General features: G+C 59.0%; 16 protein-coding genes and 7 pseudogenes. 12 read left to right on the top strand and 11 right to left on the bottom strand.

Annotation, left to right across the window (positions count from 1 at the left end; genetic code table 11):
• Positions 1 to 207: 207 nt before the first annotated feature.
• Positions 208 to 1,773 carry an amidase gene (locus tag F759_RS0130090; RefSeq protein ID WP_051377506.1) on the bottom strand — a complete coding sequence of 522 codons (1,566 nt, stop codon included), beginning with the start codon at positions 1,771 to 1,773 and terminating at the stop codon, positions 208 to 210.
• Between F759_RS0130090 and F759_RS45255 the strand changes: the two are divergent.
• From F759_RS45255 to F759_RS38970, 3 pseudogenes are all read left to right on the top strand, one after another.
• A pseudogene (locus F759_RS45255) lies at positions 1,750 to 1,809 on the top strand (hypothetical protein); the annotation flags it as partial. The gene F759_RS0130090 and the pseudogene F759_RS45255 overlap by 24 nt on opposite strands.
• A 327-nt stretch (positions 1,810 to 2,136) precedes the next feature.
• A pseudogene (locus F759_RS42465) lies at positions 2,137 to 2,442 on the top strand (transposase); the annotation flags it as partial.
• 94 nt (positions 2,443 to 2,536) lie between these two features.
• Positions 2,537 to 3,019 (top strand): annotated as a pseudogene (locus F759_RS38970) (IS3 family transposase); the annotation flags it as partial.
• Between the two features lie 415 nt (positions 3,020 to 3,434).
• Here the strand turns inward: F759_RS38970 and F759_RS0130080 are convergent.
• Positions 3,435 to 4,655: an ISL3 family transposase gene (locus tag F759_RS0130080; RefSeq protein ID WP_036025571.1), complete on the bottom strand. Its 1,221-nt coding sequence runs from the start codon at positions 4,653 to 4,655 to the stop codon at positions 3,435 to 3,437.
• 156 nt (positions 4,656 to 4,811) lie between these two features.
• Between F759_RS0130080 and F759_RS43735 the strand changes: the two are divergent.
• A pseudogene (locus tag F759_RS43735) lies at positions 4,812 to 4,901 on the top strand (IS6 family transposase); the annotation flags it as partial.
• 171 nt (positions 4,902 to 5,072) lie between these two features.
• On the opposite strand, the gene F759_RS0130070 reads toward F759_RS43735, so the two are convergent.
• Positions 5,073 to 6,224 (bottom strand): porin, encoded by a 1,152-nt coding sequence (locus F759_RS0130070; RefSeq protein ID WP_027803117.1) that lies wholly within the window; start codon positions 6,222 to 6,224, stop codon positions 5,073 to 5,075.
• A 640-nt stretch (positions 6,225 to 6,864) separates the two neighbouring features.
• Between F759_RS0130070 and F759_RS38965 the strand changes: the two are divergent.
• Positions 6,865 to 7,561: pseudogene (locus tag F759_RS38965) on the top strand (IS6 family transposase).
• Positions 7,562 to 8,125: 564 nt separating this feature from the next.
• Here the strand turns inward: F759_RS38965 and F759_RS43730 are convergent.
• Together F759_RS43730 and F759_RS38960 are read right to left on the bottom strand one after the other, a co-directional pair.
• Positions 8,126 to 8,269 carry a hypothetical protein gene (locus tag F759_RS43730; RefSeq protein WP_209440528.1) on the bottom strand — a complete coding sequence of 48 codons (144 nt, stop codon included), beginning with the start codon at positions 8,267 to 8,269 and terminating at the stop codon, positions 8,126 to 8,128.
• Positions 8,266 to 9,228, bottom strand: a complete 963-nt coding sequence (locus F759_RS38960; RefSeq protein WP_209440527.1) for a D-alanyl-D-alanine carboxypeptidase family protein — start codon at positions 9,226 to 9,228, stop codon at positions 8,266 to 8,268. Before F759_RS38960 ends, F759_RS43730 begins: the two co-directional genes overlap by 4 nt.
• 535 nt (positions 9,229 to 9,763) lie before the next feature.
• On the opposite strand from F759_RS38960, the gene F759_RS0130045 reads away from it, so the two are divergent.
• From F759_RS0130045 to F759_RS45250, 3 genes and pseudogenes are all read left to right on the top strand, one after another.
• On the top strand, positions 9,764 to 10,714 hold the full coding sequence (locus F759_RS0130045) for a YncE family protein (RefSeq protein ID WP_244438950.1): 951 nt from the start codon (positions 9,764 to 9,766) through the stop codon (positions 10,712 to 10,714).
• Positions 10,715 to 10,782: 68 nt separating this feature from the next.
• Positions 10,783 to 11,790, top strand: a complete 1,008-nt coding sequence (locus F759_RS0130040; protein WP_027803115.1) for a sterol desaturase family protein — start codon at positions 10,783 to 10,785, stop codon at positions 11,788 to 11,790.
• A 342-nt stretch (positions 11,791 to 12,132) separates the two neighbouring features.
• Positions 12,133 to 12,225, top strand: a pseudogene (locus tag F759_RS45250) (transposase); the annotation flags it as partial.
• Positions 12,226 to 12,266: 41 nt separating this feature from the next.
• Here the strand turns inward: F759_RS45250 and F759_RS0130035 are convergent.
• From F759_RS0130035 to F759_RS0130025, 5 genes are all read right to left on the bottom strand, one after another.
• Positions 12,267 to 12,938 carry an IS6 family transposase gene (locus F759_RS0130035; protein ID WP_152530739.1) on the bottom strand — a complete coding sequence of 224 codons (672 nt, stop codon included), beginning with the start codon at positions 12,936 to 12,938 and terminating at the stop codon, positions 12,267 to 12,269.
• Between the two features lie 99 nt (positions 12,939 to 13,037).
• Positions 13,038 to 13,427 (bottom strand): Rossmann-fold NAD(P)-binding domain-containing protein, encoded by a 390-nt coding sequence (locus F759_RS44455; RefSeq protein ID WP_244438947.1) that lies wholly within the window; start codon positions 13,425 to 13,427, stop codon positions 13,038 to 13,040.
• An 11-nt stretch (positions 13,428 to 13,438) separates the two neighbouring features.
• The gene (locus F759_RS45245) at positions 13,439 to 13,585 is read right to left on the bottom strand and encodes a hypothetical protein (protein WP_407668558.1); all 147 of its coding nucleotides are present in this window, start codon (positions 13,583 to 13,585) and stop codon (positions 13,439 to 13,441) included.
• Positions 13,586 to 13,590: 5 nt separating this feature from the next.
• Complete coding sequence (locus F759_RS44450) at positions 13,591 to 14,070, bottom strand: lactate/malate family dehydrogenase (protein WP_244438946.1); 480 nt, start codon at positions 14,068 to 14,070, stop codon at positions 13,591 to 13,593.
• A gap of 380 nt (positions 14,071 to 14,450) precedes the next feature.
• Positions 14,451 to 14,900 carry a potassium channel family protein gene (locus F759_RS0130025; protein ID WP_027803113.1) on the bottom strand — a complete coding sequence of 150 codons (450 nt, stop codon included), beginning with the start codon at positions 14,898 to 14,900 and terminating at the stop codon, positions 14,451 to 14,453.
• A 5-nt stretch (positions 14,901 to 14,905) separates the two neighbouring features.
• Between F759_RS0130025 and F759_RS0130020 the strand changes: the two genes are divergently transcribed.
• The 3 genes and pseudogenes from F759_RS0130020 (at position 14,906) to F759_RS0130010 (ending at position 18,356) form a co-directional block, all read left to right on the top strand.
• The gene (locus F759_RS0130020; protein WP_027803112.1) at positions 14,906 to 15,193 is read left to right on the top strand and encodes a hypothetical protein; all 288 of its coding nucleotides are present in this window, start codon (positions 14,906 to 14,908) and stop codon (positions 15,191 to 15,193) included.
• Positions 15,194 to 15,604: 411 nt separating this feature from the next.
• A pseudogene (locus F759_RS38950) lies at positions 15,605 to 15,865 on the top strand (DUF4148 domain-containing protein); the annotation flags it as partial.
• Between the two features lie 316 nt (positions 15,866 to 16,181).
• Complete coding sequence (locus F759_RS0130010) at positions 16,182 to 18,356, top strand: FUSC family protein (protein WP_027803111.1); 2,175 nt, start codon at positions 16,182 to 16,184, stop codon at positions 18,354 to 18,356.
• Between the two features lie 52 nt (positions 18,357 to 18,408).
• On the opposite strand, the gene F759_RS38945 is transcribed toward F759_RS0130010, so the two are convergent.
• The gene (locus F759_RS38945) at positions 18,409 to 19,332 is read right to left on the bottom strand and encodes a LysR family transcriptional regulator (RefSeq protein ID WP_051377501.1); all 924 of its coding nucleotides are present in this window, start codon (positions 19,330 to 19,332) and stop codon (positions 18,409 to 18,411) included.
• 291 nt (positions 19,333 to 19,623) lie between these two features.
• Between F759_RS38945 and F759_RS0130000 the strand changes: the two genes are divergently transcribed.
• Positions 19,624 to 19,968: IS6 family transposase (locus tag F759_RS0130000; protein ID WP_027803110.1), on the top strand; the 345-nt coding region annotated here is incomplete at its 3' end.

The raw sequence follows: 19,968 nt of genomic DNA, 5'->3' as shown, positions 1-19,968 counted from the left end.
CGAGGCTTTAAGCTCTTCACGTCGAAACTCGTCGGACAGGTTCGATCTGCTGCCGATGCTTGTCGATCTTGTCTGCCGTGTAATTCCTGTCACGGCTGTTCACAACCTTGCTCTGCGCTATTCAGGGCGCCGGCGCGAAATTATTTAACATACGCCGACACTCTTTCCCTTTCTCGCAAGCGTATTGATGTGCGCTGGAACATCCGTCTAGAGCGTCGGCACTTTACGATGGTGCGTTGCCTGTTCATAAGCATAGGCCATCGCGATAAGCGTCGCTTCGTCCCATTGACGGCCAACAAAGATAATCCCGAACGGCGAACCTGACGCGTAGTAACCCGCCGGGACCATCACGCCGGGCAATCCCGCGATGTTGATTTCTCCAACCGTTGTTTCCTGGATCGTTTCCTTCCCATGAAGTGGCGGCAGTTCGCAACGCATTTGCGGAAACGCCAAGGCGTCGAGTTGCTGGGCGTTCATCACTGCGTCGAAGATGCGCAGATACTGCGCCTTGAGTTCGATGAACTCGGAGATGTCCGGTGGCGTTGCCGGATTCGCCAGTGCCGCAGCGAATTGAGGCAGGTTGCGGGTAAAATTGAGCACGCCCTTCGTACCGAACGCATCTTGCGAAGCGGTTGCCCCCGCGAAGTCGTCGAACGTCTTCAACGGGGAATCAGGACCCAAGCGCTGCAAGTATTGGTGGACGTCGTAGGGAATCGACTCGATGCCGCGCGCGTCGAAATTGACGAGTGGCGGTGTCGGCTTGCGAAGTGAAAAGAACGACGTTGAGGCGAACGGGTCTTCGACGAGAATCGCGCCCGCCAATTGCAACTCGTGCTTCGCGCGTTCGTACAGTTGCGCCGCTTCATCCGATAGCGGCTGCGCACGCCAGCCCGGTCCGTACAGACCGATCCGCTTCCCTTTCAATGCGTCGACGGTCAGCGACGCGGTATAGCCACCCGCCTGTTGATGTCCGACAGAAGCCAGCGTCTTCGGATCTTCCGATGAATATCCCGCGAGCACATCGAGGCACAGTGCCGCGTCGCGCACGGTTCGTGCAATCGGGCCAACCACGTCGCGATTACCGGACAGTGGCACCACGCCCGCGTTCGGTACTAGTCCGATCGTCGGTTTGATCCCAACGAGGTCTTGCGCCGACGCCGGGTTCTGGATGGACCCACCCGTTTCTTCGGCGAGTCCCAACACCGCCATCGCCGATGCAACGGCGGCCGCCGTGCCTGCACTGCTTGCGCCCGGCACACGATCCGGCATCACGACATTCAGTGTCGGACCGGCCCAACTGTCGTTCGCATGCGTGCCGGAGTGGCTCAACACGGGCACATTGGTCTTGCCGAGCAAGATCGCGCCCGCGGCGCGCATGCGCGCCACGACCGGCGCGTCTTTCGCCGGCATCAGATCGATGCCGCCGGTCTTGCTGTAAAGCAGCGACCAGCCGGCCGTCGTTGGAAAACCAACCATGTCCATCGGATCCTTGATGACGACCGGGACGCCCGCCAGCGGCCCCAGTGATTCACCGGCTGAGCGGCGCCGGTCAATATCACGCGCATCATCGAGTGCTGCCGGGTTCAGAAAAATGAGGGCGTTGTATTTCCCGTTGTGCGCTTCGATCTGTTCGAAACACGCTTTCGCGAGCGACTCAGCGCTAAAGCGTCCGCTTGCAAAACCTTCCTGTACTACTTCTACGGTGAGATTCGCGAGATCGATGCCGACTCCGCGTTCTGAATCTGCACCGGCATGGTCGTCCTCTGCGGCGATAGCCACACGACAACGTATGGAGCGCTTGGAGCACTCGCGAACTCCGCCCGAAAGCGTCGCAGACATACCTATCTCTCAGAAAAAAGATATGAATAAAGCATTGTCAACAGCCTGCGCCGCGCTGACCGCGACGTTCGCTTCGGTAGCACACGCGCAAAGCAATGTCACTCTCTACGGCGCGCTCGATACGGGGTATCGACTATCTCAGTAACCAGAAGACAGTCAACGGACAGGGGACACAACAACTGGATGATGGAGAGCGGCAATCTCAACGGCGACCGTTGGGGGCTGCGTGGCACTGGGCCGGCCCTGGCGAAAACCGGACGCGAGGTAACGCTTAAACTTTGAGGTAGTCTTACGCCTATGTTTAGGCCAAGCTCTAACGTGGAACCCATTGAAGTTCTGAGCCAGCCCGAACAGCGCCGCCGGCGCTCTGTCGATGAGAAGCTCGCGATAGTGCGCGAGACCTTCGAGCCCGAAGCAACCGTTTCCGGAGTTGCCCGTCGTCAGGTAAATGCAAACCAGGTGTCCGCCTGGCGCAAGCTCTATTAGGACGGAAGCCTGTCAGCAGTCAGTGCCGGCGAGCAGGTAGTGCCGGCATCCCACTTGGCCGAAGCGATGAAGCAGATTCGTGAACTCCAGCGACTGCTGGGCAAAAATGGTATGGACGCCTCCTCATCGCATAATTGAGGCCTCGTCCTACCGGCGAGCGCAAATGGAAATGACAGTCGTGGGCGTAGACGTCGCCAAGCGGGTTTTCCAGCTCACCGACATTACCGAATTCCAGATCCCCGCCGGCCAGGTATATCTGTCGCCGGTGATCGACTGCTTCGACGGACTCGTTGTGAGCTGGTCAATCGGCACACGGCCGGATGCCAAACTCGTCAATACCATGCCGGATTCGGCGATTGAGTCAGTGGCTGGCTGCAAGGAGCGGCCCGTGGTTCACTCCGATCGCGGTGCGCACTATCGCTGGCCGGGGTGGCTCTCATGGATGCCGGATGCCAGACTAATTCGCTCGATGTCGCGCAAAGGATGTTCGCCGGATAATGCAGCCTGCGAAGGTTTCTTCGGGCATCTCAAGACGGAGTTATTCTATCCTCGTGACGGGCGGGCCACGACCGTTGATAAATTCTTTGAGGTCGTTGACTCGTATATCCGCTGGTATAACGCAAAGCGGATCAAGGTCTCGCTCGGCTCCCTCAGCCCGATCGAATACCGGCAGAGTCTCGGAATTGCGGCATAAATCAGTCCAAGAATTTAGCCGCACCCACACCGGCTGAATTTTCGGTCGGCGTAAGCACAGTAGGAGTACTGATTTAACAAGGCTGACAGAATTATGTGGATGGTGGCTGACTATAAGATCTTCGCAGCAGTTTACAACGTCTGTTCTAACCCATTGAGCGTGAACAATTCTTCATGCGATTGTCCTGCGGCTTAACCCATCATACGAAGATCCGGTCTACTGTAGCAACTTACGCGACGGGTCGCGTAGCCGGAGCTATCACCATGAACCAATACTTTTCTGCGACTGTGCTCGCCGCTTTGCTGCGTACCAGTTCCACACTGCTGTTTGCTGAAGCAATCGCGAACGCCTCGACTCGGTGACGGGAAACATCCACCTTTTATGGCTCTTTTGAAAATGCAGTGGGTAACGGGGCTCACAAGGCATGCGGGTTGAAGCCGGAGAAATCGAGCTTGCCAGCAACGAGAAAGAGGACCGTGCGCATCGTCGCGAAGCGCGTGTAGCCGCGAGCTTTTCGCTTGGTCGCTTGAAACAAGCCGTTGATTGCTTCGATGAAGCCGTTGGTCTGGCGGGTCTGAGTCCAGGCGACGATGCCATCGAAGTGCCGACGAATCGGGCGCGCGACCTCCTTCATCGGCTCGACTTTTGAGCGCATGACATTGGTGCACCACTGCCGCAACATCTCGGAGACGACATGGATTTGCTTGCGTTCGAGAATCTCTCGCGGTTGCTCGCGATACAGCCATGCGCGGGCGGTGCGCTTGGTGGCGTACTGCCTGACAAGAGCCTCGAGGTCGGTCAATTGCGCAAGATTCAGTTTGTTGGCGTCCTTGAGCAGCGTCCAGCGCATCCCTTTGAGTTCCGGGTCGGTTTTCTGTTGTTGGCGGCGCACCGTATCAAGCGCCTTGGACGCGTGGGCGACGACGTGAAACTTGTCGAACGCCACTCGCGCGTTGGGCAGATGTTCGCCCACGCCCTTGATAAACGCGGGCGACATGTCGATGCTCACCGAGGTGACCTGCTCGGGCTTGGCGTGGTGTTGGCTCAGATATGCCGCGAAGCCTTCAATCGTCTTCGCGTCACGCCCGGGCGTGACGAACACGACCCGTCGCGCCCGCATATCGGCGACCAGCGTCAGATACTCGTGGCCACGCCGGTACGAGGTCTCGTCAATAGCTACCGTGCTCACGTCCGACAGATTCGCAGACGCGAGCGCGAGTTCCACATAGCGCGAACAGATTGCGTGCACTTGGTGCCACGACAGATTGACGATGCGCGCCACAGCGGCAAACGGCATCTGCTGCGCCAGCATCAGCACCAGCGCTTCGAACAGCAACGTGAAGCCGTCGAGTTGGCCGACCCAATCCGGCTCGACCAGCCGTACCGCGCCATCCGGCAAGCGCACTCGCGGTACCCGCACTTCCAGATAGCACTCGTGCTGGAAGAAATTCAGGTGGCGCAGTGGCTTGATTTGCGTGTCATGCACTGGGTGCTCACCGGCGACCTCGGGGTAGGCGAACCGGCTGCCAGCGACAAAGTCCACGGCAATCGTGAGTTGCCGTTTGGCCGTGTCGAAGTCGACGCCTTGCACGTACCACGGGGCCTTGATTCCCAAGGCGGCTTCAAAAGAGTTGATTCGTCATGTTCGCTTCGTCTCGCATGGGCTGGTTGCCGCATTCTGCCGCAACCAGCCCATGCACCAGCTTGCCAATTCAGGGCGCCAAGGGTTCGCTACGCCGGGCTCACGCCCGCCCTTGACCCGCCAAATCACCCACTCGGGTTTCAAAAGAGGCAACTTATGCATATGATCGCCAAAGGGCAGATGAAAGACTGTGATATCGGACAGACTCCCGCGGAGCAGTTCTACTCGTTGGCGGTATAAGTAGTCCTCAGCATGCTGGCCATTGTTCAACGCACTTTTCTTAGTGCTACAGAACCGGTTTTCGGCCATCTGCCGTCGCGTCCATAGAAAATCCGCGACGTCACCGTGTCACGTGCAGGTTCGGAGGCAGCGCGAACTTGGAGGCCCGCGCTGCAAGCAGTGCGTGGAGATCTAGAAGCTGTGACGCAAGCCGACAGCCGCGGCGACCTGGTTACCGGTCGACGACGGCGCGAGCGTGTTGATCGCCGCCACGTTCGAACCGAAGTTGCCGAGTTCGCCCGATGCATGCTGATACACGCCTTCGACGTAGACGTCGGTACGCTTGCTCAGCGAGTAGTCGCCTTGCAGCGAGACCGTATGCCATTTCGGATCGCCCGATCCGTTCGAGCCCGACATCTTGCCGTCCGTGAACGTGTACGAAGCCGCAAGGCTCATTGCCGGCGTCAGCGCGTAGCGGCCGTTCACTTCGTAGTTGTCCAGGTGCAGGTTGGTGCCGGCAATGCCTGGCAGTGTCGCACCGCCGACGTCGATCCCGGTGATGCCGTCCAGTTGCGTATACGTGTACACGAAGCCCGCTGTTGCCGGGCCGTACGAGTAGTTGATGCCCGCACCGAACGTGCGCTGCAGGTTAGCCGCGACCTGCGCGGTGCCGTCCCCTTGTGAGACCGCGCCGCTCAGATTCGAGCTGCCCGAGTTGTTCAGTTGCAGGTAAGCCGCTGCGACGCTCAGCGGGCCGTTGTTATACGAAGCGCCCGCGCTCCACGCGCGGTTGTTCGAGAACTGGCCAGCCGAATTGCTGAAGCCGTACAAACCGCCGAACTTCAGGCCCGCATAATTCGCGCTGGTGTACTTGACCGCGTTCTTGATCGAGAACGAGTTGTCCAGGTTGTCGTTGTCGAACGGGTGGGCCGCCAGATTGTTGCCGTCGCCCGCACCCGCCTCCGACAGCGGCGCGAGATAGTCGACGACGGAATCGTATTGACGGCCGAGCGTCAGCGTACCGTACTGGTCGCTCTTCAGGCCGACGAAAGCCTGGCGGTTGAACATGGTGTTGCCTTCAGAGAACTGACCGCTGTTCAGATTGAAGCCGTTCTCCAACGTGAAGATGGCGTGCAGACCGCCGCCCAGGTCTTCGCTGCCGCGCAAGCCGAAGTACGTGTCGGACACCGAGCCGCTACCTTGCTGCCAGTTGCTGTGGCCGCCCTGGTTGTTCGAATACACGAGGCCCGCGTCGAGCGTGCCGTACAACGTGACGCTGCTTTGCGCGTGGGCGTTGAGCGCGAACGCGCCCATGAGACCTGCTGCGATGAGGGTTTTTTTCATTTCATGACTCCAAGGATAATGCATCGAGGATCGCATTCGGGGAGCGGCCATTGCGCTGATTGTGCTGGCCGCGTGACGATCCGCTGCGAAGTGTATTCCCCGTATTCGTTTATCCAATCGCGTGAATGGCGCAACAGTCATTTCCTGAATACGTAACGAGGCGATTTAGGTGGCGTAAGTACGCAAAAATAAAGGCGAACTCGCAATCGCGGGCGAATAAAGCGCCGCATTGCAGCTTGTGGTGTTGTTGCCGGCGCGCGACGGCTTTCAACCTGCCTTACTGCGAAAGTCTCAAAGAGGTTGCTGGATGAACTCGAATTCACTGCGATTTACGCAATAGAGTATTCGTCGCCTCGGGCGCTATTTAATTCGTCGCCAGTTCGGAAGTGTTTCTACCGGCCGCAAAAGCCGCCTTTTCTATTTTATATGCGGCATTGGAGCCGCTTTATTTGCGATTTAATAACACTCAAATAACTTCCGTTTAAGGGCGAAATGGACTATTTCCGTGTGCGAGATGACAGCGAACACTTGTCCGTTCGTTAGAGCGCGGCGTTCGACGCGCGTAGAGCGAATCAAAGGGTTCTGTCGCAATAGCGGCGGCTGGTATGCTGGGGGACCTTACAGAACGATGTGAACGACAATGAAAGCGCTCAGTCCGGCGGTAGCCAAGGTGCTGAAACGGTTGCACTATCCGCTCGAGATCATGTTGGTGTGCGTGCGTTGGTACGTGGCCTACCCGCTGAGCTTGCGCAATCTCGAAGAGATGATGGCCGAACGCGGGATCGCGGTCGATCATTCGACCGTTCACCGGTGGGCCATCAAGCTTCTGCCGGTGCTTGAAAAGGCGTTCCGCCGCTGCAAGCGCCCGGTCGGCAAGAGCTGGCGTGTCGACGAGACCTACATCAAAGTCAAGGGCAATGGACCTATCTGTACCGCGCCGTCGACAAGGCCGGCAACACCGTTGACTTCCTGCTGCGAGCCAGGCGGGACAAGGAAGCGGCCGACGGTACTTCGAGAAGGCCATCGATCAGAATGGCGTGCCCGAAACCGTAATCATCGACAATAGTGCTGCCAGTCTGGCCGGGCTGCACGCCGTGAACGCCGAGCGTGAGACGCCTATTAAGATCCGCCAGGTCAAGTATCTCAACAACATCGTGAAACAAGACCATCGGGCGATAACGCGCCGTACCCGACCCATGTTGGGATCCAAGATATTTTGTTGTGCGCGCATCTTGTTAAGCGGCATTGAACTTATGCATATGATCGCCAAAGGGCAGATGAAAGACTGTGGTATCGGACAGACTCCCGCGGAGCAGTTCTACTCGTTGGCGGTATAAGTAGTCCTCAGCATGCTGGCCATTGTTTAACGCACTTTTCTTAGTGCGACAGAACCGCGGCTTGTGCCGGCGCACCATGGATCGTGGTCAAGGAGCATGCATGTCATGGCATGCTCGCGTTACGCAACATCCGTAGATCGCTTTCGAACAAACCTGGTTCGGTCGACGGACTCGGCGGTCTCGCCTTCGACATTCGCAAGCGTGGTTTCGGCAGCATCATCGGTTCCTCGGGCTGGGGTTCACCGTCAACGAGTAGAGGACTGAAATAGTCGGCGGAGAACCCAGCGACTCCACCTAACCAACTGTCCATATTTCCGGAGCCACCTCTGTGACGGACGCAGAGGTGAGGCCGCGCAGTCCTTTTGCAAAATCGTGCCGGTGCTTAACGCATAGCTTCTTCTTTATACGAGGTAGTGACGAAGCAGGTCCGGCTGTGGAGGACGAACCGCGCACACGTCGCCCGTGCCGCCGCCTCGCTGAGCCCGGTGAGTTGCGCTTGCCAGATCCGACGGTGATGCCGTACCGTGCTGACGACCTGTGCGCCGCCTCCCTGCCGTGCGCCGCTTAACAGTGTTCCTGGTGCCTGGCCCCCGCATAGGTGTCGTAGGCACCGATCTGCACCGTCCAGTCTGGAAGCATGTTGTTGACCGTGCCGACGGATTGGGCGGCGAAGCGATGGCGCGGCGACGACGGCTGTTGCAGCGTCACGGAAACGCGCCGCGCCGCGCCGCATAGGGATGCGTCGTGACTGCGTCAGCGTCTGGCAGTGCACCATGGTTTGCGGCTAGCAGGTTGGCTGGCTCTTCTTCTGACGCGAAACCGGCGTCGAGGAGTCTCGCCATGGTGCCATAGGCCGTGCTCCACGACCGGGCGTGAAGTTCGACGCCAATCAGAAGGTGCCCGTCGCGCTCCGCCGCGGTCACCACGTTGAAACGTGCGGCGTCTGTGAAGCCGGTCTTCATTCCGATCGCGCCGGGATAGCACTTGAGCATCCCGTCCAGGTTGGGGATCGTCCGTCCTTCGAAGTTGAAACTCTGAACCGAGAAGAAGTAGCGATACTGCGGATAGGTCAGCAGGATGTGGCGGGTCAGGATCGCCATATCGTAGGCATCGACCACCTGCCCCGGATTGGGCAAACCCGACGGATTGCGAAAGCTCGTGTGAAGCATCCCGAGCGCACGGGCATGATCCGTCATGGCTTGGGCGAACTTCGTGACGCTGCCTCCACCAAGATACTCGCCAAGCGCAGTTGCGGCGTCATTGGCAGACAATGTCGTCATGCCCAGTATCGCCTCACGCATGGTGATTTTCTGGCCCGGCAGCAGATCGAGTTTCATCCGCTGAACGCGAGCCGCCGCCGCGCTCACCGGAATCAAGGTATCGAGCGTCAACCGCCCGGCGCTTAATTCCTGGAACGCGAGATCGAGCGTCATCAGCTTGGTCAGGCTGGCCGGGTATCGCTCGGTCCGGGCACCTTGTTCGGACACGACGCGTCCGGTGGACATGTCCATCACGATCCAGTCGGTGCCGGAAGATGTCGGTGCAACGCGCCCCGCCGCGTGCGCCGTAAACATCGGGCTGCAGGCAACGATGCCAAAGATTACCGCGAAAACTGCAGCCCCTTTTTTCTGGACAATCGTCCAGGCACTAACCACGTCAAACCTCATCGCCGCCTCACAATCGCTAAGCCCTGCCCGAACGGACAGGCAAACGGCCGTCGATGGCCATTTGAGGCGTAAATATATAGCAGCCCGGGGTCGCTCGCCTATCAAACTACTTGAGCTGGCACGCGGCGTCGAACCGGCTCAGGTGCGCACACGCACGCGTGGCTCCAAGACCCCTAAACCCTCACACTATGTCGAAGGCGCGATAGCCGTGCCCATCGCAGTACCGCCCGCCTGCTTAGCGACGTTCACGGGTCGAGGGAGATCAACTGGGCAACCGCTTGCCTCGTGAACGCAGAAAACCGAACGGTTCGATTGCCAGGTTGCCCGGCAATTTCTGAATCTGGCCTCGCCAGTCGTGTCATCGGCAGCGGCGGTTCAAACGTTAGAAGGAGACAGACTTGACCGCGACCGACGAACGTCCAACATCTTTATTACATTCCACCTCAATATATCTTTCCGCGTGAATACGATCCAAATGCTATTTTCTATCCTTTCCATTATAAGGATCGGAGCGCTCGCCGCGTCGCTGTGCGGCATGCTGGCCATAACGAATTGCGCGTATGCCGCTGATAGCGTGATCGTGCTCGATTCCGGTGAAGCGCAACTGACGCTGATCGACGAGGCCACGCACAAAATCGTCGGCACGGAGCCGACCGGCAAGGAACCACACCATCTGATGATCACGCCTGACGGCCGCTCCCTGATCGTTGCTGATTCGGTGTCGAACAACCTCATGTTCGTCGACCCGCACACAGGTAAGGTGCAGCGCACGGTGGAGGGCATCGAAGATCCGTATCAACTGGGCTTCTCTCCGGATCACAATTGGTTCGTCACAGCTGCGCTGCGCATGAACCGCGTCGACATCTACCGCTATGACGGCGCGAATATGGCGCTGGTCAGGCACATCGAACTGGCGAAGACTCCTAGCCACATGACGTTCGCCTCCGACAACCACACCGTGTTCGTCACGCTGCAGGATTCCGGCGAACTCGCAGCGATCGATCTGCCGACCCAGAAAGTGCTTTGGAAAATGCATGTGGGCAATGAACCCGCAGGTCTGTGGATGACTCCCGGCGACCACTACCTGCTGGTTGGCATGACCGGCGAAGACGACGTGACCGTGGTGGACTGGCACAAGCAGCAGATCGTCAAGAAGATCCACACAGGCCGTGGCGCGCACAACTTCCGCAACCTCGACGACAACGAGCATGTAGTAGTCTCCAATCGCGTCGACAGCACCATCAGCATCATCGACTACATCACGCTCACCAATGCCGGCGATATCAGCGGCCTGATGCCCGGGCCTGACGACATGGAACTAACACCCGACAAGCGTTATCTATGGGTGGGATTCCGCTTCGCGAAGCATGTGGGCATCATCGATCTGACCACGCGCAAGCTGATCGAAACCATTGCGGTGGGCCGCTCGCCGCACGGCATCTTTTTCGACAACCGTGCGCCGGTCGTGTCGCCTAATCCAGACTAGGCGGGGCGGCCCTCTCAACCTTGCCGCCACATCAGCACTGACAGAACTGGTAAAACACGAGGCTTTTGATGTTTCACGAAATCGTCGCACAACTCGACAATATGGTGTCCGCGCTGCAGACGCTTTTATATGTCGACATCGTGCAGCCGTTCTTCTATCGCTTCGGCTTAATGCGTTACGACGAAGACACCTATGACGCACTGTACTCGGTCATCATCGGCGTGGTGGAAATCGTCGTGACGTATCTCGCGTTACGGCCGCTTGAAGCGCTGCATCCCATCGAGCAGTGGCAGGATCGCAAGGCGCTGCGCGCAGATGTGATCTACACGTGGATCGCCAAGCTGGGCATCATCAACATTGCGTTCTTCTTCATGCTTCAGCCCCTGTTCGATCACTGGCAGAGCCTGTTCTCGATCTACGACATCCCGAACATCGACCTCGACAGTCTCTGGCCGGGCGTCACCGATCAGCCGATCGTCGCGTTCCTGATTTACCTGGTGGTGCTCGATTTCGCCGGTTACTGGTATCACCGCTGGCAGCATCGCTTCGGCGTGTGGTGGGAACTGCATGCGGTGCATCACAGCCAGCAGCAGATGTCCCTGTGGAACGATGACCGCAACCACTTTCTCGACGACATCATCCAGGCCGCGTTCTTCGCAGCGATCTCGCTGTTTATCGGCGTGCAGCCGAACCAGTTCGTGGTGCTGGTGGCAGTCAGCAACTTCATGCAGAGCATTCAGCACGTCAACGCGCGTCTGCCCTACGGCTGGCTGCTCGAGCGCGTCATCGTTAGCCCGATCTTTCACCGCCGCCACCACGCGGTGGGCTACGGCCATGAAGGCACGGCTTACGGCTGTAATTTTGGTGTGCTGTTTCCGTGGTGGGACATGATGTTCCGCACCGTTTCATGGAATGCCGCCGTCGAGCCGACCGGCATCCGCGACCAGCTACCCGTGCCGCATGGCTCAGGACGTTCGTATGGCGGCGGATTGATCGCGCAGCAGTGGCTCGCGTTTGGCCGAATTGTGAAGCGTCTGCGCGGGCAAGGAAATTACGCGGGTGGTGCCGTGGAGTGAGTGCAGCTGACGCGCGAGTGCGCCATTCCGGGGGTTGGCGTCGCCGACCGACTTTTTCGACTGTCAGGCGGCCTTGCCTTTCCTGCGGGCGAGCAGTAGCGTGGAAATGCTCACCCCCGATTGCCCGGCTGCCCGCTGGTAGGTCATTCCCTGCCTGACCAGGGTCAAGCCTTGTTCACCACGCGCGGTGTCGCGTTGGGCCGGCCGAGGCGCTTGCCCCTGGCGCGTGCATTGGCCAGGCCCGAGCGGACACGTTCCCGAATGCGCTAGCGGTATAAGTAGTCCTTAGCAGTGCTGGCCATTGAACATTTTAACCACACCACCTATTTGCACCAGAACCGTGCGTGCATCGGGCTCGTGCCAGAGCCCTACGACAGTGGCGAAAGCCAGGTCGACCATGGGATCAGCAAACAGGGAAAGCGGTTGTGTCGCAGTAAGACGGAAGGGACGAGAAAATGCGATCTCCAAAGGATACCTTATGAAACGAGCGAGTAGAACTGCTGCGCAGCGGACAGCGGGATTTTACCCCGGCATTTCATCTGCCCTTTCTTGATCATGTGCATGGTCTCAATGCCACTGAGAATAACGCGAGCGCAGTCAAAGTCCTTGAACCCCTGCATCGGCCGAGTGATGCGTTTGATGGCCCGATGGTCCTGTTCGACCACGTTGTTCAAATACTTGACTTGACGAATCTTGATGGGCGTCTCGAGCTCGGCATTCACCGCATAAAGCGCTGCCAGATTGGAACCGCTCTTGTCGATGGTCACCGTCTCGGGCGAGCCGTTCTGACCGATTGCCTTTTCAAAAAACCGCCGGGCAGCAGCCTTGTCCCGCTTGGCTCTAAACAGAAAGTCGATGGTGTTGCCCGCCTTGTCCACGGCGCGATAAAGATATTTCCACGAGCCTTTGACCTTGATATAACTTTCATCCATGCGCCAACTCCTGCCCACCGGGCGCTTGTGCTTGCGAAATGTCTTTCCGAACAAAGGCACCAACTTGATGACCCAACGATGCACTGTTGAATGATCCACGCCAATGGCGCGCTCAGCCATCATCTCCTCAAGATTCCGAAGACTTAGCGAACAGGCCACATACCACCGCACGCACAACAACATCACGTCCAGCGGATAGTGCAACCGCTGCAGCATCTTGGCAACGCCAGCAGCAAGGGCCACTCGTGGTGTTGCGGTCTTCGTCATCGTGGGCATAAGCAAAGTTTTGGCAACCTGCACTTTACCGCAGCATAGCTATTGCGACAAAACCGGCGAGACCTTGGCCATGATCAACCTCCTCCTGCCGATGTCGTCCGGTTTATCCGGAACATGCCTGATGCTCCTACCGGGCGAGGAGCAAGCTGTTGGTCGCTTCCTTGACGATCTGCGCGCTGCATCGCAGGGCGTCTCGCTCCACTGAACTGAGTTCGGGATAAGCGAGCAGATGAGCCCACTGCCATTGATCACCATCGGCAGCGATAAACACACATGGGGCACGCCTTCGACTTCGGTATGCACAATGCCGACGGTCAGAATCAGATCAGTGTTGTGCACGATGGCTTGGCAGATCCTGCCAATCGCACTGGCGATCCCGTAATGGGTGGCGCCCTTGCCTTCCTTGATGAGCTTGGCCGCTTCGTGCACGGAGCGCAGGATCAGGTCGCGGCTGGCCGGTCCAAGCTCTTTGCCACTCCTTGAAGGAACAGTTCGAGAGGCATGCCGCAGACCGCCGCGCCGGACCAGTGAATCAGCGCCGACTCACCATGTTCGCCCAGCACGGAAGCATGGATCGCCGGTGGCACGACACTCAGCCTGTCGGACAAAAGCGAGCGCAATCGGCCGGTGTCGAGGGAGGTGCCTGTGCTGATAACCCGCTCCCTCGCACACCGAAGACTTTCGAGAACGACGCCCGCCAATACGTCGCAAGGGTTGCTGGCAATAATGTAGATTGCCAGGGCGCCAATGGCGCGATGCGATCCACGATCTCCGTTGCGATATCCGCATTGATACGCGCGAGATCCAGGCGGGTCTGCCCGGGTTTCACACCGACGCCCGCAGTGATAACGACGACGTCCGCGTCGCGCGCGTTGTCATAATCCCCGGCATAGAAGCGGTTGTCGCCCCAGAACGCAGCGGCATGGGCGAGGTCCATTGCCTGTCCTTCGGCACGCACGCGTGCAACATCGATGAGGACGAGTTCCGCACTCGGGATTGTCACGGCCGCAAACAGTGCCGCGGACCCGCCAACCAGTCCTGCGCCGACTATGACAATTTTCGCTTGACGCATGGAGTGCCCCCTTCGCGTCTAGATACACCGTCTTTGTGAATTTGGTCATTCGACAGGCGACGTCGTCACCGGGGACGGGCGATCGCGTCGAAAGCCTCTTCTATGACTGAATCTGTTTGCGGCCAGGTTGCAAGGAGGCCGAGAGCAGCCCTGTGGCGGGATTGCGTCGGCGCGCACGACCACGCGCTGGCCGGCCACGACTCGACGCAACATGCCCAGAAAGCAAAACGCCTCGGTTCAAGAATATGCCCGACGCCCACTGACGAATATTGGACCTTGGTCCCATACGCCGCGCGCCCCAAGCTGCCCATCGTTCTGCGGAACTGCCGTGCCACACACTCCGGATCGCCGTGAGCGCCTCGTGTGCAGCAATTTCATGACTACTGCTTTTGCAACCGAGCATTATGGTACTTAATCACATCCATAACGGCAGCCGTCATAACTGAGGTTGAGACGCCGAACATCAGGATGCCGTTGGCAGCTTCGATTGGGCCGAGCATGCGCCAGCTGTTGGACATGACAATGTCGCCGTAACCCAGCGTGATGAAGTTGACCGCGGAATGATACAGAGCAGTGGTGAAATCGGAAAACTCGCCCAAGAGCATGAACAGCGCCGCCCAGATTGCCATCTGGGCGAAATTGCAGAGCAAGGTCAGCAACATCACACTTATCAATAGGAGGACGTCCACCCACAACATGTCCTGCCCCTTAACGCTACGCCGGAAGCGCGCGTACCGGCGCAGGCAGACGGCTACCACCCCACCTTGCAGCATCAGGCACAGGACCATGGCCGGAGCGGCTGCCGGTCCAGCGCATTCCGACGCCTGCATCGGTGATGGCCACGCAGGCGATTGCAAGCAGCACGGACGCGATCACGAACGTTCCCGGCTTCCCGAGCGATGCGGTCATGGTAAGAAAGCAGCACCCTATGACGAGCGTGTGCAACAGCACGCCAAGCGGAGCGAGGCGTGAGCGATCCGCTGCAATGAAGACCGACACCGTGACGATCTACACCCGGAACCAGATCGGGTTCCCGGTTATGAGCCCCATGATGAAAATCGGCGCAAGCAGCATGGCACCGCGCAACAGCATTATGTTGTTGATTAAACCGCTGAACATATAAGTGGCAATTCTGCGTCCATTGACGACTCTTCTGATGGCCAGCATCGGATCGACGCGGGTCGGTGCGATGGAACTCCTTTACGCGCGCCTGAAAAGCTGACCCGCCACAGTTCCCAAGGACGGCGCTACGAAAGCAGTATCGGTTTCGGTAATCATGCATGCAATACACTCGTTGCAGCGATTTCCATCTCTATTTTTGAATAACACCGCCTTTGAGGGACCGTTGCTGGCTAGCGCGGCGCCCGTGTGGTGTCGCGGCGGAACCATCCGCGATATTAGGTTAACCCAATTGCGACAACGATCCTCTCCAGACATGGCTCTTAATCCTAAGCATCCATGTACCTAGACTACCGCTACTGATTGCGAACAGGCTGCTCGTAGCAGGTCTAGACAAAGTCCGGAGGTAGTCACCATGAAGTCCCTGATTCAAGCCGTTGTTGTCGCCGCTGCCCTTGCTGCTCCGGTTGCCGTGTTCGCCCAATCGAACGCGCCTCTCACGCGTGCACAGGTGCGCGCAGAACTCATCCAACTGGAGAAGGCTGGTTATCATCCGGGCGACGGTGACAACACGACTTATCCGGCGGACATCCAGGCTGCTGAAGCCAAGGTTGCCGCACAGAACAATGCGGTAGGTGGCGCGGCAGCCGGTTCGTCGCAGTCGGGTCGCGCGGCTGACACTGCGGCGGTGTCTACGTATTCGCCCCGGATCGACACCGCTCACCAAGCCAGGCAAACGGGCGTGTACGCGCTGAACTCGCTACGGGCGCCGAGTGACACCAGACCTCAAGAATGAAACATGGCCGCTCTTGCCAGAAACGTGAGAGCAGGCCGGTTTTGCCAATATCCGAATACCTCCGCCGCCGGGTTCCCGGTGGCTTCGCCCGGACCTTCCGGGTCTGGGCTCCTCTTGTAAGGCGGTTTCAGGTACGAAGTGCGACGCCGCGTCCAATGGCCTCATTTTTAGCAGGCAAGGGAAGTAGTCCGTGTTGATGAGGAACGGGAAAGCGGCGCGGCGAACCCTGGCCGGATCCGCGCGATTGTCGGTTTGGGCGCGCGCGACGAAGCTGGTTGCCAGGCAATGGATGGCAGGCGACGGTCTTGTCTGGCTGCACCTGTTAAAGACGGTGAGCGCCGCCCTGCTCGCGATGGGCATCGCGATGCTGCTGGAACTGCCGAGTCCGCGCACTGCCATGGTGACGGTGTTCGTCCTGATGCAGCCGATGAGCGGCATGGTTTTGGCAAAGAGCTTCTATCGGATCCTAGGAACAGCCGCCGGGATGATCGCCGCGTTAGTGCTGGGCGGCGTGTTTGTTCAACAGCCCGAGTTATACATGCTTGGGATGACGATATGGATCGGTGCCTGCACGGCTGCGGCAGTCCGGTATCGCCATTTCCGGTGGTACGGCTTCGTGCTCGCGGGGTACACCGCAGCACTGATCGGCATTCCAACCGTCATGGCGCCAAACGGTTTGTTTCTGGCCGCACTGACACGCGCCGCTGAAGTGACGATCGGCATTCTGTGCTCCAGCGCGGTCAGCGCGCTAGTGTTGCCGCTACGATCGAGTACGGCGTTGCAACACACACTGCGCACCCGTTATGCCAGCTTTTCTGCCTTTGCGGCGAGCGTGCTCGGCGAGCGGGTCGAAAACGGTGCTTTCGAAACACGGTTCGCGGATCTGGTCGATGAAATCGTGGGCTTCGAAGCGGCCCGGGGCTTCGCTTCGTTCGAAGATCCGAACATGCGTGTCCGAAGCCGGCGGCTTGTCCGACTCAATAGCGAATTCATGGACGCGTGGACGAGACTGCACGCGCTTCACCAGTTGTTAAAGCGCATGCATGCGGGGCAGGTAAAGCCGGTCATTGAAGCGGCGTCGCCATACTTTCGTGAGCTTTCAGGCCTGCTCGCCAGACAGAACGATCCATCGACGACCGATGCGGTGCGGGTTGCGAGCGCGGTGGCTGAACTTGGTGCCTTGCAGGCAACGCTGCCGCCACGCGTGCGCGAGACACGGCGTTCGTTTGAGACCTCCGCGCCGGAATTATTGCTCGACTTCGATACGACGATGGAGCTTCTGTATCGCTTTGTTGTTGAAGTCCTGCGCTATACGCAGACATACGCGTCGCTGGCGGACCACAACCACGTTCTCGAACGATCGGTGACGAAATACGTCGTCAAGACCAACATGTACGTCGTGGCGATCACGTTTTTGCGTACGGCGGTGGCCGTCGCTGGCATGGGGGCGTTCTGGATCGCGACCGATTGGCCGAGCGGCGGCCTCGCCGTAATAGCGGCTGCGATAGCGTGCGCCCTCAGTTCGGTATCGCCGAACCCGCCAAAGCTCGTCGCTCAAATGGCGGCGGGGGCGTCACTTGCAGCCGTGGCGGGTTATCTGGTTACGTGTTACGTATATCCGAACATCGACGGTTTTCCGCTGCTGTGCGTTGCGCTGGCGCCCCTGCTGGCGTTCGGTGCGTTTCTGGCGATGCGTCCCGGCACGAGCGGATACGGCGTCGGCTTTTGTGTGTTCTTTTGCCTGCTTGCCGGGCCGGACAACGTGATCGTCTATGCGCCGGATCTCCTCATCAACAACGGCATCGCGGTGGTCGCAGGTATGCTCGTTTCCTGCCTGGTTTTCACCGTGATTTTTCCGACGGAGATGCCTTGGCGGATCGGGAACATCAAGCGCGATCTACGGCGACAGGTCGTGCTCGCATGCAAGGGAGCGCTCACCGGACTCAACCAGCAGTTCCACTCAGGCACGCACGACCTGATGTTCCAGCTGCGCATGCTCCTGATGAAGCGCTCCGCACAGCATCGCGATGCGCTGCGATGGATGCTCGTCACCCTCGAAGTTGGACACTCGGCAATCGATCTTCGCAACGAGGCGCTCGACGCACCCTACGCGGCGCGATTGCAACCGGGATGGCGTACCTCGGTCGATGCGGTCAGGCGCGATCTGGCAGAGCTGTTCGAATACCCCGACATGAGTAGACTCACGCATGCGCTGGCATCCGTCGACACAGCGATCCGGATAGCGCAGTCCTTGCGTGACTCGCTGCATGAGAATCGCGAAAGACGTCATCGAATGCAGCGGATTCTGAGCTACCTGCACTTCATCCGAAGCGCCCTGCTCGATCGGGATGCTCCCTTTTACGCGAGCTGAGCGCGAGGCCGGCCTTACGAGAGTGGAGGCCATCTCTATCGCTCACCGGCGGTCAGCCGGCAAGCAGTGCTTTGTCGCGTGCAATGACTTCCGGCAAGTAGGTGCGCAGGAAGTCGACCCACGTCCGTGTCTTTGCATCGATGAACTTGCGCGACGGATAGAGCGCGTAAATATTCATGTTCTGCAACGTGTGATGGGGCAGCACGCGAACCAGTGTGCCGTCACGCATACCGTCTACGGCGGCATACAACGGCAGCATGCCGATGCCCATCCCTTCACGAATGGCTACCACGAGCGATTCGGCGATGTTCACCTGCAAGGGGCCGCGAACCTCAATCAGTTCGCTGCCACCGGGGCCTTCGAGCAGCCACTCGTGCGGCGGAAAAGCAGGTGTGTTCAAGATCAGGCACTCATGTTGCAACAGATCACCCGGTTTCTCCGGTGCGCCCCGCGAACGCACGTAGTGTGGTGAAGCGCACAGAATGCTGTACGTCGCGCCGAGCAGGTGAGAAACCATCTCCGAGTCAGAAAGCGAAGGAGCAGCAATGACGGCTACATCGCTGCCTCCTCCGAACAGATCGGGCGCGCTCTGTGACAGAGTTAGTTCGACCGTCACCTCTGGATACTGGGCACGGTACCGTGAGATCGCCGGCAGCACGTAGTGCTGACCCATGCTCGCGAAGCTGAACATCCGCAACGTGCCGGCTGGATGTTCGTGCGCGCCGCTCGCCTCCTCCTCTGCGTTGTCGAGATCGGCCAGGATCTGCTGACAGCGTTGCATATATCGTTCGCCAGCGGGCGTGAGGGCAAGACGCCGCGTTGAACGGTTCAGCAGGCGGATTCGCAGGCGTGTTTCCAGTTCTGACACCGCGCGAGACATGGCGCCGGTCGTCGAGTCGAGCGATTGAGCCGCGACGGTGAAGCTGCCCGTTTTGACGATCCTAAGGAACACCCGCATACTTTGTATCGTATCCATACCACCTCAGATTTGAAAAGAGCGATCGTCGTACCATCCAGCCAAACCGGTCGGGTTTCGGTCACAACCCGGCAGCACTCGGGAAGCGGCGGCAATACCGTGCAAAGCGGCGTCACGGCGCATGGCCGCCTCTACCGCCCGCACTGTCGATGAGGATCCTGTCTGTCTATCGTGAACCGCGCTGCGAGCGCGTTGGCGGGGCGCTGCCAGGTCAGTTATCGCAAGGGAACTGGTGCAAATAAGGCGATCAATTCGGTTATCGTAACGGGCTGACCGATAAGAGGGCCACCAATAAGCAAGCGCCAGAACCTGAAGGAGTTGTTTGCGGGCCGCCACTTTGACGGTGACGTAATCATCCTCTGCGTTCGCTGGCATCTACGCTACAAGCTCAGCCTGCGCGACCTTGTCGAGATGATGGCCGAGCGCAGCGTGGCTCTGGCCCACACGACAATCCTCCGTTGGGTGATGCACTATACGCCGGAGTTCGTCAAACGTTGGAATCGATTCGACACGCTCGCCGGACGGTCGTGGCGTGTCGACGAGACCTATCTGAAAATTCGTGACAAGTGGGTCTACCTATATCGGGCGGTTGATCGAGCCGGGCACACGGTTGACTTCATGCTCCGGGCAAAGCGC

The organism is Paraburkholderia dilworthii, assembly GCF_000472525.1.
Classification (GTDB): Bacteria; Pseudomonadota; Gammaproteobacteria; order Burkholderiales; family Burkholderiaceae; genus Paraburkholderia; species Paraburkholderia dilworthii.
The sequence above is the reverse complement of the archived record's forward strand: the minus strand, read 5'-3'. Positions and strand labels throughout refer to the sequence as shown.